The following is a 15,011-nucleotide window of genomic DNA, read 5'->3' on the forward strand; positions in this document are numbered from 1 at the left end:
AAATATGGCGTTGCCTTTCATGCAGAACGAAAACATGAGGGGGTCGCCGTAAACGCCAGCTATAATATAGCTCAAAAGCCATGCCCAGAGATTAACCTGTTGCATGGCCATTGATACGCTTCAAATATGATCAGCCCATGAGGCAGATGCCCCACAGGGGATACTTCTTAGCGAGGATAGATTTCGTCTTCAGCAAAGAAGTAGCTGACTTCACGCTTGGCTGATTCAACAGCGTCGGAACCGTGAACCGCATTCGCATCGATAGAGCTGGCAAAATCTGCACGGATAGTGCCTTTTTCGGCTTCTTTCGGGTTGGTAGCGCCCATCAGATCACGGTTGGTCAGAACGGCATTTTCGCCTTCCAGTACCTGAATCATGACAGGGCCAGAGGTCATGAACTCAACCAGATCGTTGAAGAAAGGACGCTCTTTGTGCTCTGCATAAAACCCTTCAGCCTTTTCGCGTGAAAGGTGTTCCATTTTGGCAGCGATGATTTTCAGACCCGCCTTTTCAAAACGTGTGTAGATTTCACCAATAACGTTTTTAGCAACGGCATCAGGCTTGATGATCGATAGAGTACGTTCGACGGCCATGATGGCTCCTGTTCAGTAATAAAAGTATACCGGCACTGGCGAATCTGTCATGAAATCGCAAGTGCCTTGATGGAATGTGGGGCCTTGATCGATTGGAACAAGTATCAGAGACGTGACCACGAGGCGCCATAGTATACCCTCTCTATAGCGGTTTTGCCCAGTGGTTAGGCACGTTACTGCCCATAGTAGGCTACTGTGGGCGTTTTACCATGGTTGCTGCAGTGAAAATTGTCAGGATGCCTGTACGCTAAAACTTTCACCACAGCCGCATTCATCGGCTACATTCGGGTTGTTGAATTTGAACAAACGATTCAAACCTTCACTGATGTAGTCGACTTCTGTCCCATCGAGGACGGTAAGAGCTTCACGATCCACGATAACCTTGGCCCCCTTGGATTCGAAGACTTCATCATTCGGGCCGACTTCATCGGCAAAGTCCAGCACGTAAGCGTATCCCGAACAACCACTGGTCGTGATGCCGACACGCAATCCCAACCCGTACCCGCGCTCGTCCAGTACATGCTGGATCTGTTGGGCTGCTGCTTCGCTGATGGTAATAGTCGCCATGATGAGTACCTCCGACAGCATGCTTTGCTGTCCAAAATGAAATCGTTATGTATGCCTGCAGCATGATGAATGATCAGGCAATATCAATCAAAGAGAGTTGATATGAATTATATGCATGCATGGTTCGTCTATAAACCGCATACGGTCAATCAGGTTAGTGGAAGCCCTGCCATATGGTTGCCAGTAAATGGTGCCGAGGAATTCAAACACAGCGATTGCGTCCTTCATACAGCACTTGCCAACGGTAGGTGATAGGCAGTTAACGTGGCCCAAACCTTCACTTCGATGAGGAATTTGCTGCCAATTCTTCAGGCCTTAAACGTGTAACAACACCCTCGATTGAACGGAGAGCAAATTCCACTTCCTCTTCTGTAGTAAATCGTCCCATGCTAATGCGTAATGTAGCCAATGCGCGCTTTTCGGGCACGCCGACGCCAACCAGCACGTAGGATGGCGCCACGGTGGCTGAATTGCAGGCGGACCCATTGGATACGGCGACTTCACGCAAATTCATGAGCAAGGTCTGCCCTTCGAGATCATCAAAGCCGATGCTGACAATGTTGGGCACTTGATCCTCCGGCGGAATACTTAAATACGCCCCTTTCATTGTGCCAGCCCACTGTACAACGCGGTCATGTAACTGCTGAAGATGACGGCGATCTTCGTGCATTTGTTGCGCGGCCAGCTCATAGGCTTTGCCCATTCCGGCAATCTGATGTGTCGCCAGTGTGCCTGAGCGCATACCTCTTTCATGCCCACCTCCATGAATGATCGCTTCGATGGTGACTCCCTGCCTGACATACAATGCCCCGATTCCCTTGGGACCATAGAGTTTATGGGCAGAGAGCGACATCAGGTCTATGGGCATCTCTTCGACATTCAGCGGAATCTTGCCTGCCGCCTGAGCTGCATCGACATGAAAGAGGGCGCCTCCGTCGTGGGCAATACGCCCCAATGCATCAAGATCATTGACGCTTCCTACCTCGTTGTTGACCGCCATTAGGGAAACCAGTGCTGTTTCAGGGCGCATGGCCGCGGCCAGACTCTCCGGCGTAATCCGGCCCTCATTGTCTGGTGTGAGCCAGGTGACCTCAAATCCTTCCCGTTCCAGTGAAAGCGCTGTGTCAATGATAGCCTTGTGCTCAATTGTCGACGTGATCAAATGGCGTTTACTGCTATGAAGGCCATTTTTTCTTTGGGCACGCATCAGGCCCGTGAGTGCCAGATTGTCTGCTTCGGTGGCGCCGGACGTCCACACGATTTCTCGCGGGTCGGCATGGATCAAGTCTGCTACCTGACGCCGTGCACCCTCCACCGCCTGCTCAGCCAGCCAACCCAACATATGACTCCGGGACGCAGGGTTGGCGTAGGTGCCTTCAGTGCCCAGGTAGCGCGTCATGACGTCAATCACATGAGGGTCTATAGGTGTGGTGGCTGCGTAATCAAGATAAACAGGGGTATTGATGGAAGTAGACATGAGTGTATCCCGAGTGATCAAAGAGCATGAATCAGTCACATTCACCGGCTATATTCAGCAGATTGCAGCTGAATGGAGAAGGACTATTGTGAAGCAAACAATAAATCCTGATTGAGGACATCACTTGTGAGTTTGTCCTGCTGCCGCTGTGCCACCAATTGTACATCTCTGCGGGCGATAAGGTCGGATAACGTAATGCCATTAAGGAATGAATAAATGGCATCTGAAAGGTCGCACCACAGGTGATGGGTCAGACACTGCTGGCCATGATCACAATTCCCTTCGCCCTGACAGCGGGTGACATCAACGGATTCGCTGACAGAATCGATGATACGCGCAATGGAGATATCCGCAGGTGTATTTGCCAACAAGTAGCCGCCACCTGGCCCCCTGACGCTTTCCACCAGTTTGCCGCGGCGTAGTTTTGCAAAGAGCTGTTCAAGATAGGAAAGGGAGATTTCCTGACGTTGGGAGATTTCAGCCAGTTTGATCGGACCATGCGTAGTATGGATGGCCAGATCCAACATGGCTGTCACCGCATATCGACCCTTGGTTGTAAGACGCATGGCAAGAATTCCATATCAAATAATGGCAAAGATGTATTTGGGTTGTGCTTGGCAACCGCGGGACCTGTACCGGACTGCTATTTGTACTCCATGGCGACCGGTAGGGCGGTATGCCCCTTTTATAGACGGTTTATCTTCTACAGTATGCGTATAACCCACTAATTTAGTCAACTTTATATTTGGGGGTAAAGCAGGGTAACACGTTGGGCACTGCATGGTTGTTTTTTAACCAGAACGGCAGCGGGGCGAACATGCCGTTCAAAAAGCCACAATGAAGAGTGGCACAGATACGTTGGCTGTAAGGGCTCCCATATAGAACCTGAGCTGATATGGGAACAACAAATCCATTACATCAAAACATTTCGTTGGGATTCTTCAATACAAGTGGTGTTGGCACAAGCGGTGTTAGCGATGTAGTCGATTGCTGGCTACACCAGTGATATCAGGACCCCTCCATCGACAACGTATTGATTTCAAAATAATGGGCTTAGAGAGGATAGACAAATACCACCGAGACATCATCTGATGCTTGATGTTCAGCTACGATTAATTTTCCGCTCTATTCTTGCTGATTTTATTGCTTCTACGCCTTGCATTGTGAAATCAGGGTAAGGAGATACTCATAATCCTCCTATTTTCCCTCACCACTTTCCTCGGATGTTTTATCAGATGAACTCGCCTGAGCCCTATTTGATTGGGGTGAATGTGCAGGGTTGGACGTTGATGTTGAAGTGCTTTGGGTCAACCGATCAACGCTGGAAAGTATCCCGCGTAAAATGTTGGTTTCCATCGTATCCAACCGGGCACGTAAAAACAGGCGTCTTAAGCGAGGGATCAGCAAGCGGGGCTGCGCAGGATCATGAAAGCCTGTCGCCGTAAGTGTTCGCTCCATATGTTCAATCAAGCGCTCTACGGCGGCATGATCCGCATAAGGGTTATCCCATTCGACGTTATCCATGGATGCTTTCACTACATCCTCGTGACTGTCAGAAAGTGCGATGGGAGTGGCTTCATCATCGTTCACATCGACTAGCCATGCCTGCCGACATTCATATGCCATTACTTGTACGGCGGCACCCAGATTCAGCGAGCCAAAGTCTGCTGACGTTGGGATATGTACGTGAGCATTACAGTGTGCCAGCTCTTCATTGGTAAGCCCTGTATCCTCCCGTCCAAAAACAATAGCGACTGAGGTGCCTTCAGGGGCCTTGCTGAATTCTTCAGCCAATAAGGATGAAAAGCGGCGAGGGGAGACCATCGGCCATGGCATCGTCCGATTACGCGCACTGCAACCGACCACCCACGTGGTCCCTGCCAAGGCCTCTTTGAGTGAATCATACTGCTTTGCCTGACGAATGATGCCATCTGCGCCTGATGCACGTGACACTGCTTCCGAGGTATAGGGCTCATAGCGTGGCTGTACGAATGCCAGTTGCGCCAATCCCATGGTTTTCATGGCGCGTGCAGCAGCCCCAATATTCCCGGGGTGACTGGTGCCAACCAGAACAATACGGATTCGTTCAAGCCAGGTGTTCACAGGCGAAGGGACGGTTTCATTCGGCATAGTGTTTTTCATTCTGCATAGTGTTTTTTGTTTCACACAGGGTTTTTCATTTTACGTAGTGTGTGACTCTGCAATACATCATGGGATGTCAAAGGCCATAGGTGCCTAGTGTAACATTCCTTGAATCAAAACTCCGGGCTAATGTGGTGAATCCGTCCGGTTTTTGCTATCATTACCCCCTTGTTCCTTTTTAACGTTAGCACCCCGAGTCGTGGGGGGCTTCCTTTCATTTCGCTCTTTAACAGCCCGGCTGGTGGCGACGGTTAATCGTAGGTATACGATGCCGTTTATCCCTTTAGATTGGATGAATTTCTATGCAACCCATGGTGGAATTTGCGCTGCGCGCCTTGCGTACCGCTCAGGAAAATTTTTTCCGTATTCATGACAGAATTGATATCGCTCGTGAAGATCACCTGATCGACACACTGCTTGAAGATACCGCACGTTACTGCGAACAGGATATTGTTCGTCAGTTTGCCCGTGGTTATCCGGAACATGGTATCTCTGGTCGCTATGTGCCTTCTGTACCGGGTAAAGGTGAAGGCAAGGATTATCAGTGGCATATCGAACTTCTGCATGGGTATTCCAATCTAGCCGCCGGCTCAAATGCCTGGGCTATGTCGCTGGTATGTCTGTATCAGGGGCGTCCGGAGCATGCTGTCATGATTTCCCCTTTTGCAGAAGATGAATACGTTGCGAGTCGTGGCCGTGGGCTGCAATTCAATCAGCGTCGCGTACGTGTGCCTACTGTCACGGCAGTGAGTGGTTCACGTGTTGCGTTGGGGCTTCCCGATCGTTGGATGCGTGCCCGTCATCAGGACACTTATCTGAAGCTGGTCGAGGCACTGGCAGCAGATGTTGATGTCTTGCGTGCAAGTGGTTGTTCTTTGCTGGATTTGACCGAGCTTGCCATTGGTCAGGTGGATGTGGCTTTTGCGCTTGGCCTGGATGAGCATGATTTGAACGTGGCTTCCCTTTTCCTGAAAGAGAGTGGTGCGCTTGTAGGGCAGCCGGATGGTTCCCCCCAGGTAGGTATTGAGCAACCACTCATGGCCTGTGGTCAACGCTTGTTCAAGCCTTTATTACAACGTGTCGCGCCTGCGCTTCGTGGCTGATAAAAGTGATATCACTTTTCATATTGGCCTGATGGTTTATTTCGAGCAGTAGAACACGCTGTTGGATAACCAATAAAAAACCTGACGCTCAACTAAGCGTCAGGTTTTTTTATGCTTGCTTTTCGAAATATTCTGCTGACAAGGTCAATCGAAAGTCCTGTATTCACCTCTTCAACAAATATTTCCTGCTTCATCAGATCCCACCCCATTCATTCATGCCGCCTCGTCAAGGCATCGTTGAATGGGGTGGTGTCTGCTTGCTAGGGCATGTCATCTTCCAGTGCTTTACGGCGTGCCGGAATCAGGTCTTCACGTTTCAGGTGAAGCAGCAATAGGAGGGCCGCTGCCACATAAATGGAAGAGAAGGTTCCCAGCACAACTCCCAGCAATAGTGCCAATGCGAAGTTGTGGATCATGCTGCCGCCCATGATGTACAACGCGACCAATACCATAAGGGTGGTACCCGAGGTAGCAACGGTACGTGCCAGGGTTTGGTTGATTGCATCGTTGCACAGTCGGGCAATATCCGAGCTGCGGGATTTTCGAATGTTTTCACGAATCCTGTCATAGACCACGATCGTGTCATTCAGTGAATACCCCAGTACCGCCAACACGGCTGCCATGGTCGTCAGATCAAACTCAATACTAAAGAGTGAGAAGATACCTACCACGATCAATACGTCGTGGAGGAGGGCAACGATTGCCCCGACCGCGAACTTGATCTGGAAACGTATCGCCAGATAGATCGTGATACCGATAATGGCGATCAGCAGGCCAAGGCCACCCTGATTACTGAGCTGCTGGCCGACCTGAGCCCCTACATATTCGGAACGTACCAGCTCGGCATGCTCCCCATCCGCCGTCAGCGTAGAAAGCACTTCCTGCCCCAGGGTATTGGAGAAGTTGTGCTGAATGCGGATCAGAAGGTCGCGCTGGTCACCGAATGTCTGTACGACCACATTCCGGTAGTGCGCATCGGCAAGGGCCTGACGAATATGATCCAGGCTAGGTGCCTTGTCATAGCGAATTTCGATTTGCGTACCGCCGGTAAAGTCCAACCCCAGGTTCAGATGTTTTACGGCTAATGAGCCAATGGAAATCAACGCCAACACAATCGAGACGATATATGCGATGTGGCGTTTGCCCATGAAGTCTATAAGTTTCATCGCGTCGTCCTTAAATCCAGAGTTTCTTCAGCGAACGACCGCCGAAGAGGAGATTGGTCATGGCACGGCTCACACTGGTCGCCGTGAATACCGAGGTGACAATCCCGATGGAAAGTGTGACAGCAAAGCCCTGAATGGTCCCTGTACCGATGCAGAACAGGATAATCCCGACCAGCAGGGTAGTGAGCTGCGAATCAATAATTGACGTAAAGGCACGCTCATAACCGGCATGAATAGCCTGCTGAATGCTTAGCCCTGTGCGCATCTCTTCCCGAATACGTTCGAAAATCAATACGTTGCCATCCACGGCCATTGCCAGCGTCAGCACAATACCGGCGATACCGGGAAGTGTCAGTGTCGCGCCGAGCACTGACATCAGCGCCAGCATCAGGATCAGGTTAACAAACAGGGCAACGGTCGCAATAACACCGAACAGGCGATAGCGAATGATCATGAACGCAACCAACAGTATCAGAGCCACAATAACGGAATGAATACCGCTATCAATATTGGCCTGACCAAGGCTTGGGCCGATGGTCCGCTCTTCGGCAAAGTAGATCGGCGCTGCCAGAGACCCGGAGCGAAGCAGAAGTGCCAACTGCTGTGCTTCGTTGGCTGAAGAAAGCCCCGTGATCTGGAATTGGCTACCGAAGACACCCTGAATGGTCGCCATACTGATAATGCTACGTACCGCATGGGTTTCACGCGGTGAATCTTCGGATTGGCCCGGTTTTAACGGATCGACCTGATGCTCCACATAGACGACCGCCATGGGCTGACCAATATTGGCCTGGGTGATGCGGTTCATGATGGCACCGCCGGTACCGTCAAGATTGATATTGACATCAGGCTGGCCGTTCTGGGTAAACCCGGCACTGGCATTGGAGACGTGGTCACCCGTCAGGATAACCTCTTTCAGCACAGCACCCTGCTGGGTGGAATCGCTACGGTAGGGAATCGCTTCCTGATCATTGGCGGGGGTGCTGGGCCCAGCGCCCAAACGGAACTCAAGGTTTGCCGTAGAGCCAACGATACGTTTGGCTGCGGCCGTATCCTGAATGCCCGGTAATTCGACCACAATACTATTGGTACCCTGACGCTGAACCAATGGCTCGGAAACACCGATCTGGTTCACGCGATTCCGCAACGTGCTCATGTTCTGGTTGACGGCGTAGTCTTCCAGATCCGTGATCGCCTGTTGTGTCATCGTCATGGTCAGAATGGCTGCACGCCCCTGTTGCTGAGACGAGAAAGTGAAACCTGAGAACTGGCCCTGAATCATCTTCTGCGCGCGCTGCAGATCATCCGTGCTGGCAAATGTATAGAGGATCTGATGCCCGTCTACCTGATTGTTACGGTAGCGGATATTGGAAGAGCGCAGCGACTGGGCGATGGCACTGGAGGTACTGTTCAACCGTTGTTGAATGGCACCGTGCATGTCGACAGCCAGAAGGAAGTGAATACCCCCGCGGAGGTCAAGACCCAGCTTCATCGGGCCGGCACGAAGGGAGCGCAACCAGCCCGGGGTATTATCAGCGAGGTTGAGCGCAGTGGTATAGCCACTTCCCAGCGCACTGGCGATCGTATCACGTGCCAGTAACTGCTGATTGATGTTGGACAGGCGAACCAGTCCGGTTCCATCCTGCTCCAGTGAGCTGCGCAGCACATTGATATGTGCTTGATTGAGCGAGTCCACAGCGCGTGTCAGATCATCCTGACTCACGGTTTGCCCATGATTGCGGCTGATCTGAACAGCTGGCTGCTCGGGGTAAAGGTTGGGCAGCGCATAAATGGCGCCAACGATAATCAGCAGAAGTATCAGTAAATACTTCCATAGAGGATAGCGATTCAGCATCGAGGCGAGGTCCTGGTTGCTGATAATAATGATCAGGGCTACGACGATTTAAGCGCGAGTGCGCTTAATGGCAGTAAAACCCCGCGTCTAAAGGGAAACCGGGCAGATTACACTGCCCGTTCCACACTCATGTCAAATGGATTTGAGCGTATTCTTGGGCAGGACAGTTGCCACGGCGCTTTTCTGAACATTGACTTCAGTGCCCGGTGCAATTTCCAGCACGATGAATTCGTCACCGACCTTGGTGACTCGTCCAGCCAATCCACCACCGACCACGACTTCATCACCTTTTGACAACTCGGTGACCAATTGGCGATGAGCCTTGGCGCGTTTGGCCTGCGGGCGCCATAGCAGGAAGTAAAAAATGACGGCGAAGGCCACAATCATCAGGATCTGAGGTAGTGCGCCACTTGAAGCAATACTACCTTCGGCAGCGTATGCCGGAGAGATCAAAAGGTTGAGCATGGTGTATCCTCTAAAGAGTATGACGTATAAGTATCAATGTTTGAGTTACGGGAGACCCGGACAGTAATTCAATATTCAACCGATTCCAATGCCAGCGCAGCGCCTTGGACCTGGAACCGTAATACCCGCTATCGTGACAGGCGATGCTAAAATTTATCTTAATTTATACTCGCCCCTCATGATGATATCAGTGCGTACATCGTACATAAGGGTTAGCTAACGGGCTCGCCTTCCAGCGGAGGCACCGACATATTACGCCGTGCATAGAAATCATCAACGAAATCCGCCAATTTACCTTCTTCGATGGCCCCGCGCAAACCGCTCATCAAGCGTTGATAGTGACGCAGATTATGGATGGTGTTGAGCTCAGCGCCCAGCATTTCACCACAACGATCCAAATGATGAAGATAGCCACGGGTAAAATTGCGGCAAGTATAACAGTCGCAATCGGCTTCCAGTGGCTCGGTAGAATAGCGATGTGATGCATTCCTGATACGCACAACGCCATCCATGGTAAAAAGATGGCCGTTACGTGCATTTCGTGTGGGCATCACACAGTCGAACATATCCACACCACGGCGGACACCTTCCACCAGATCCTCGGGCTTGCCGACTCCCATGAGGTAACGTGGTTTTTCCTCCGGCATCAACGTGGGAAGATAGTCCAGTACCTTGAACATTTCCTCTTTGGGTTCACCGACCGATAGACCTCCAATCGCCAGACCGTCAAAATCGAGGGCGTTAAGCCCTTCAAGTGAGCGTTCACGCAGGTCACGGTACATGCCGCCCTGAATGATGCCGAAGAGTGCTGAAGGGGAGTCACCATGGGCGTCTTTTGAGCGTTTGGCCCAGCGCAGGGATAGTTCCATGGAACGCTCGGCTTCGTCATGTGTTGCAGGGTAAGGGGTACATTCGTCGAAGATCATGATGACATCCGAGCCCAATGAGCGCTGGACGGCCATGGACTCTTCCGGCCCCATGAAGATTTTCGATCCATCTACTGGTGAACGGAAATGGACACCCTTCTCGGTAATCTTGCGCATTTCGCCCAGTGAAAAGACCTGAAAACCACCTGAGTCTGTCAGAATAGGGTGATCCCATTGCGCAAAATCATGCAGATCACCATGCGCTTCGATAACGTCCGTCCCCGGGCGCAACCAAAGGTGAAAGGTATTGCCCAGGATGATTTGAGCTCCAATATCCTTTAGATCCCGTGGAGTCATTCCCTTAACGGTACCGTAAGTGCCCACCGGCATAAAGGCAGGTGTTTCTACTACTCCCCGTGGGAAGTGCAGGCGGCCTCGACGTGCACGACCATCTGTATTAATACGCTCGAAGCGCATGAAGCATTCGGATCTCATAGGTTACTCTGAACTTGGATTACTCTGAAGCAAAGCCCGTTTCCTGCTCGGCTTAATAGCCAATGTTGAGCCTGATAAAAGTTGTGCGGAGAGCCTCGGTGGGCATCATGCCGGAACTCGAGGCCAATCCATTGTTTGATACGTTGACGGTGGCTGGCCTAACGCAATATAAACAAGGGCCCGGCTGCTACTCACAACGCCTTCTTCACTGTAACTCGCGGCAATCGTGAGTTATTCAGCTGTATTGACCGTTTTGTTTTCCCTTGCTGTGATCGAATCAACCCAGGGATCGGGTGCGTGCCGGCGCGTCAGATACATGGCATCGCCATAACTGAAAAATGCATATCGCTCCTCGATGGCCCGTTGATAAGCCTTGAGCGTAGTATCAAATCCGGCAAATGAGCATACCAGCATCAATAATGTTGATTCAGGTAGATGAAAGTTGGTGACCAACGCATCTACGCATTTCCATTGGTAGCCCGGGCGGATAAAAATGTCGGTCTCACCGGTGAAGGGCATCAGCTTGTCGTGCTCTGTTGCCGTTTCAAGGCAACGAACGCTCGTTGTTCCCACGGCTATAACCTTTTTACCCTGTTCATGGGCACGATTCACCTTTTCGCAGGCTTCCTGTTCCACCTGAAGCCACTCTTTATGCATGTGGTGCTCTTCCACATTATCAACACGCACGGGTTGGAAAGTCCCTGCCCCCACATGCAATGTGACGAAGGCAATTTCAACACCCTTGGCGCGAATGGCCTCCATCATGGGCTCGTCGAAATGCAGGCCTGCGGTTGGTGCTGCGACCGCCCCCTTGTTGCGTGCATAAACCGTTTGGTAACGTTCGCGGTCTGCATCTTCGTCCGGCCGTTCCATATAGGGGGGGAGGGGCATATGACCATGCTGCTCGAGGATATCGAGCAGGGAAGATTCCCCATGAAAGCGGAGTACAAACAAGGCATCTTCACGTCCTTCGACCGTGACATGCGTATCACCTTCGAAGATCAGCTCGGTACCCGGCTTGGGAGCCTTGCTGGAACGTATATGTGCCAATGCCCGATGTTCGTCCAGGGGGCGTTCCAGCAGCATTTCCACACGTCCACCCGAGGCTTTGTGCCCAAACATACGGGCAGGCACAACACGTGTGTCATTGAAAACCATAACGTCGCCATTGTTCAGTTCTTCCAATAGGTTGGAAAAACGTTCGTCAACAAGGGCGCCGCTATCACCATCCACACGTAGCAGACGGCAATCTGTCCGTGACTCGGAGGGATAACGTGCAATCAGCTCGTCAGGAAGGTCGAAGGTGAAATCGGACAGTTGCATTATATAAGGCTATTCGTGAAAGGGCGCATTCAGGTCAGGGCCAACATTCTGTTTTGCTCAGGCATATATTTGTGTACATGCATTTCCGTATCTATATTTTTCATGCAGGCATTTCTCATTCATACATGTCGTTATGAGATGCATCCTGACCTGTGTTATCTGTCTACAGGTTTGGGAGAATGCGTGGAAATGCAGCCGGTACTCAATTGATAGAGCATTTCCAGCCAATCGAGAGTTACCAACAATACCTTTGCAGCACCATGTTTATAAAAAGTGGGGCATATAATAACGAATTCCTTGCAGGAAGTCATTGACGCGAAAGGGATGATCCGTATAATGGCCCTCGCTCTTGTGAGCCAGCGTGGCGAAATTGGTAGACGCAGTGGATTCAAAATCCACCGGGGTAACACCTGTGCCGGTTCGAGTCCGGCCGCTGGTACCAGTGCTTACAGAGCTTTACCCTCCTTTTTTATCTACCCTTGGTTGCTGTTTGGTTGCTGAATAGGCTTGGCAGAGCCTTTTGTACAGCGTCCAATCTCTCATCAAACAAGTGGGTATATCGACTTGTAACTGCTAAGCTCGAATGACCCAATATATCCCTCACTGTTGTTAAGCTTTCTCCAGATTGTGCTAGCATCGAAGCATATGAATGCCGCAAGTCATGAAAATGGAGGTGAGGCATGCCTGCTTTTTCCCGCGCTTTATCAAATCCCCAACGCAGCTTATCCCTTGTCGTTTGGAATGGCAGTTCCATTAGCCAAGGCATTGCGTCATCGGGAACAGGTATGGCTCTCATACGACCATTCTTCGTTTGATCTGGACGAAGCACAATTCGACCCGGTGAGATGTTGCTTTTCTCAAGTTTTAATAGCTCACCCTGGCGTAACCCTGTTATAGCAGCAAGTCCTGTTATTGTGCGTTCAATGGCGTAATAATCGTCGAAGCACTCAAGCAGTCTCGCAATTTCTGCGATTGTAAGATACACATGTCGCTCATTCTTAGGATTACGCTTCCGTATCTTTCCATCCAATGGCTTGTCTAGCCACTCCCATTCAATGTATGCCAAGCTCAATACGCGCTTTACAACTTGCAGTCTGTTATTGACAGTGGATTCAGATAAACCAGCCTTACGCATGTCTCTTGCCATTTCTCTGGCTTTATCAACACATCCTTGGTCAAGCATTACCTTGTCGCCCATATACTCGCATGCAAGGCGAATGTGCTTTATTTGGCTGGACACGTCGTATTCATCTATCCACCTCGCAACGCCATCGAAAAACGTATGCTTCTTTTTTCTTCCCATGACGTCGCCGTTGAACTTGGCATCATTGATTTCCGTTAAGCGCTTCGCCGCGTATTCCCGCGCCTGCTTCTCTCCCTCTCAATCGCCCCCAAACGATTTGCAATATCGCTTGCCGTTATATGTTTCTCTGACGACCCACTTCTTTCGGTCGCTCCTGTATGAGACTGTGACTCCCATTTTATGGTCCTTTTTTCTGGACCGCGCCTGCGTTGATCAATATATCTCTGAACATCTGATGGCTCAAAGCCAATTCGGCGCGGTGATATCTGAACAAATCCAATAAGATGACGGTTGGCATATACCCATTTGTCCGACATGCTTATTTCATCGGCAACTTCCTTTACCGTCATGAGTGCCATATTTCCTCCAGGCAATAAAAAAGACGCTCTAGGCGTCCTGTTCATCTATCCGGAATTTCCGGAAGGTTCAGCTGTCAAGGATTACTTGATAGTTCATTTATCAATCAGTTCAAGATATCTCAGCGTCTCTCTAAGCTCATTCTCGTCATCAGTGGCTCTTTCAAGAAGCCTAGCCTTTTTTTCTAGCTTATTGATGCGATCATGAAACAGATTAAGCAACATACAGCATTCATTTGCGCCCATGATGTGACCGTCTCTGTGCATGATACGTGCTGATCGTCTTCCGCAAGTTACTAAAGAATATTTATCTGGCATCACACCCTCCGATTCCATTTAACTCGAGCATCATCAATGCTCACGAATGAGCGCATTTCTGCTCGACAGTCCAGGCAGCGAATACAATAGGCAAGAGAAGTTGTGGCATTGGATATGTCTACGCTTCCGCAGTGGGCGCAGGGTTTAAGTTCTGTCATATCAAATCCTCTTCACCATTCAATTAAGAACATCCGGTCTTCCGTTTTGTTTTATGAAGTCAGCCATAATATCGAGATAATCACCGCGACCAGCAAAATAACAAAGGTCTTTTGCTGTGCTCGAAATATCTTCTACGTAGAGCCTTCCTAGTTGTAATATTGATTGTTCATTTTGATCGATAAAGCCAAAACCACCACAAGTTTCACAAGTCCGCTCGTGGCCACAACACGTGCATTCATATTCTCCAAGGCCCGCGCAGTCTTCACACTCTTGCTCTTCCTCGTCAATCAGTGATTCGGGCTGCCTATCTTTCCAATGACAAAACGTCTCGAATATCATCATCATCTCCTGTGAACGGCATCATCCAATCAATGAATGCTGAGCATGCCAGCGTGTGATTAGCGAGCCATTTAGGTATGTTTAGGGGTAAGGTGAGTTGCGAAGAAGGGGAGTGGGGGTCGATCATCCTGCATGAAAATCCGATATTATTATCCCTATATCTCCATCAACAGATAGTTCTATGCATGTAGTGGCATCTGGCTCATCCCAAACATTCCCTTCATCTGAAGATGCTCTATTAGCCAGATATCGTGCATCCCACTCGGTTTCAGCACGGACAACAAAACCAAAATTTTTGTCATGAGGATTCTTCCATTCATATCGACCCTTAATAGGGCGTAATATCCATAGTTTCATAATCTCCCCAAATTTCAGACATTAAAAAACCGCTTACGCGGCCTTGTGTTTTTCGATTTCCGTTATTGCTTTGAATAATCGTTTTCGGTGCTCATCTGCTGCTATCGAAAGTCGTGCAGATTTAGCT

The 15,011-nt window shown here is 50.1% G+C and carries 14 protein-coding genes and 1 tRNA gene; 3 read left to right on the plus strand and 12 right to left on the minus strand.

Annotated elements, in window-relative coordinates:
• Positions 1–167: 167 nt before the first annotated feature.
• Positions 168–593: a nucleoside-diphosphate kinase gene (gene ndk / locus LMG33818_RS10410; RefSeq protein ID WP_442323318.1), complete on the minus strand. Its 426-nt coding sequence runs from the start codon at positions 591–593 to the stop codon at positions 168–170.
• Between the two features lie 231 nt (positions 594–824).
• Positions 825–1,160: a HesB/IscA family protein gene (locus LMG33818_RS10415; protein ID WP_442323319.1), complete on the minus strand. Its 336-nt coding sequence runs from the start codon at positions 1,158–1,160 to the stop codon at positions 825–827.
• 102 nt (positions 1,161–1,262) lie between these two features.
• Here LMG33818_RS10415 and LMG33818_RS10420 point away from each other — a divergent pair, with 102 nt between their 5' ends.
• Entirely contained in the window at positions 1,263–1,412 is a 150-nt protein-coding gene (locus tag LMG33818_RS10420) for a hypothetical protein (protein WP_442323320.1), read from the plus strand.
• 25 nt (positions 1,413–1,437) lie between these two features.
• Here LMG33818_RS10420 and LMG33818_RS10425 read toward each other — a convergent pair whose 3' ends face one another.
• The 3 genes from LMG33818_RS10425 to LMG33818_RS10435 form a co-directional block, all read right to left on the minus strand.
• Complete coding sequence (locus LMG33818_RS10425; protein WP_442323321.1) at positions 1,438–2,637, minus strand: cysteine desulfurase family protein; 1,200 nt, start codon at positions 2,635–2,637, stop codon at positions 1,438–1,440.
• An 83-nt stretch (positions 2,638–2,720) separates the two neighbouring features.
• A complete protein-coding gene (gene iscR, locus LMG33818_RS10430) occupies positions 2,721–3,203 on the minus strand; it encodes a Fe-S cluster assembly transcriptional regulator IscR (protein WP_442323322.1) in 483 nt (160 codons plus the stop codon).
• A gap of 631 nt (positions 3,204–3,834) precedes the next feature.
• Positions 3,835–4,767 (minus strand): RNA methyltransferase, encoded by a 933-nt coding sequence (locus tag LMG33818_RS10435; RefSeq protein ID WP_442323323.1) that lies wholly within the window; start codon positions 4,765–4,767, stop codon positions 3,835–3,837.
• 314 nt (positions 4,768–5,081) lie between these two features.
• Here LMG33818_RS10435 and LMG33818_RS10440 point away from each other — a divergent pair, with 314 nt between their 5' ends.
• On the plus strand, positions 5,082–5,882 hold the full coding sequence (locus LMG33818_RS10440; protein WP_442323324.1) for an inositol monophosphatase family protein: 801 nt from the start codon (positions 5,082–5,084) through the stop codon (positions 5,880–5,882).
• 260 nt (positions 5,883–6,142) lie between these two features.
• Here LMG33818_RS10440 and secF read toward each other — a convergent pair whose 3' ends face one another.
• The 5 genes from secF to queA all read right to left on the minus strand — a co-directional run bounded on the left by secF (position 6,143) and on the right by queA (position 12,052).
• Entirely contained in the window at positions 6,143–7,048 is a 906-nt protein-coding gene (secF, locus tag LMG33818_RS10445; protein ID WP_442323325.1) for a protein translocase subunit SecF, read from the minus strand.
• 10 nt (positions 7,049–7,058) lie between these two features.
• Positions 7,059–8,903, minus strand: coding sequence for a protein translocase subunit SecD (gene secD / locus LMG33818_RS10450; RefSeq protein WP_442323326.1), 1,845 nt, complete (start codon positions 8,901–8,903; stop codon positions 7,059–7,061).
• A gap of 132 nt (positions 8,904–9,035) precedes the next feature.
• Complete coding sequence (gene yajC / locus LMG33818_RS10455) at positions 9,036–9,368, minus strand: preprotein translocase subunit YajC (protein WP_442323327.1); 333 nt, start codon at positions 9,366–9,368, stop codon at positions 9,036–9,038.
• Between the two features lie 212 nt (positions 9,369–9,580).
• Positions 9,581–10,711 (minus strand): tRNA guanosine(34) transglycosylase Tgt, encoded by a 1,131-nt coding sequence (tgt, locus tag LMG33818_RS10460; RefSeq protein ID WP_442323339.1) that lies wholly within the window; start codon positions 10,709–10,711, stop codon positions 9,581–9,583.
• Positions 10,712–10,960: 249 nt separating this feature from the next.
• The gene (gene queA / locus LMG33818_RS10465) at positions 10,961–12,052 is read right to left on the minus strand and encodes a tRNA preQ1(34) S-adenosylmethionine ribosyltransferase-isomerase QueA (RefSeq protein WP_442323328.1); all 1,092 of its coding nucleotides are present in this window, start codon (positions 12,050–12,052) and stop codon (positions 10,961–10,963) included.
• A gap of 355 nt (positions 12,053–12,407) precedes the next feature.
• Here queA and LMG33818_RS10470 point away from each other — a divergent pair.
• Positions 12,408–12,494, plus strand: a tRNA-Leu gene (locus LMG33818_RS10470).
• Between the two features lie 27 nt (positions 12,495–12,521).
• On the opposite strand, the gene LMG33818_RS10475 is transcribed toward LMG33818_RS10470, so the two are convergent.
• Together LMG33818_RS10475 and LMG33818_RS10485 are read right to left on the minus strand one after the other, a co-directional pair.
• Positions 12,522–13,355: a tyrosine-type recombinase/integrase gene (locus tag LMG33818_RS10475; RefSeq protein WP_442323329.1), complete on the minus strand. Its 834-nt coding sequence runs from the start codon at positions 13,353–13,355 to the stop codon at positions 12,522–12,524.
• A gap of 851 nt (positions 13,356–14,206) precedes the next feature.
• Positions 14,207–14,527, minus strand: coding sequence for a hypothetical protein (locus tag LMG33818_RS10485; RefSeq protein WP_442323331.1), 321 nt, complete (start codon positions 14,525–14,527; stop codon positions 14,207–14,209).
• Between the last annotated feature and the right edge of the window lie 484 nt (positions 14,528–15,011).

Source organism: Cernens ardua (genome assembly GCF_051251085.1).
Lineage (GTDB): Bacteria > Pseudomonadota > Gammaproteobacteria > Pseudomonadales > Halomonadaceae > Cernens > Cernens ardua.

Bases quoted from the DNA above. Each gene is read 5' to 3' on its own strand.
- secF (WP_442323325.1), bottom strand. From the start codon at position 7,048: ATGAAACTTATAGACTTCATGGGCAAACGCCACATCGCATATATCGTC.
- LMG33818_RS10435 (WP_442323323.1), bottom strand. From the start codon at position 4,767: ATGCCGAATGAAACCGTCCCTTCGCCTGTGAACACCTGGCTTGAACGA.
- yajC (WP_442323327.1), bottom strand. From the start codon at position 9,368: ATGCTCAACCTTTTGATCTCTCCGGCATACGCTGCCGAAGGTAGTATT.
- queA (WP_442323328.1), bottom strand. From the start codon at position 12,052: ATGCAACTGTCCGATTTCACCTTCGACCTTCCTGACGAGCTGATTGCA.
- LMG33818_RS10475 (WP_442323329.1), bottom strand. From the start codon at position 13,355: ATGGGAAGAAAAAAGAAGCATACGTTTTTCGATGGCGTTGCGAGGTGG.
- tgt (WP_442323339.1), bottom strand. From the start codon at position 10,711: ATGCGCTTCGAGCGTATTAATACAGATGGTCGTGCACGTCGAGGCCGC.
- iscR (WP_442323322.1), bottom strand. From the start codon at position 3,203: ATGCGTCTTACAACCAAGGGTCGATATGCGGTGACAGCCATGTTGGAT.
- LMG33818_RS10415 (WP_442323319.1), bottom strand. From the start codon at position 1,160: ATGGCGACTATTACCATCAGCGAAGCAGCAGCCCAACAGATCCAGCAT.
- LMG33818_RS10440 (WP_442323324.1), top strand. From the start codon at position 5,082: ATGCAACCCATGGTGGAATTTGCGCTGCGCGCCTTGCGTACCGCTCAG.
- LMG33818_RS10425 (WP_442323321.1), bottom strand. From the start codon at position 2,637: ATGTCTACTTCCATCAATACCCCTGTTTATCTTGATTACGCAGCCACC.
- LMG33818_RS10420 (WP_442323320.1), top strand. From the start codon at position 1,263: ATGAATTATATGCATGCATGGTTCGTCTATAAACCGCATACGGTCAAT.
- ndk (WP_442323318.1), bottom strand. From the start codon at position 593: ATGGCCGTCGAACGTACTCTATCGATCATCAAGCCTGATGCCGTTGCT.
- LMG33818_RS10485 (WP_442323331.1), bottom strand. From the start codon at position 14,527: ATGATATTCGAGACGTTTTGTCATTGGAAAGATAGGCAGCCCGAATCA.
- secD (WP_442323326.1), bottom strand. From the start codon at position 8,903: ATGCTGAATCGCTATCCTCTATGGAAGTATTTACTGATACTTCTGCTG.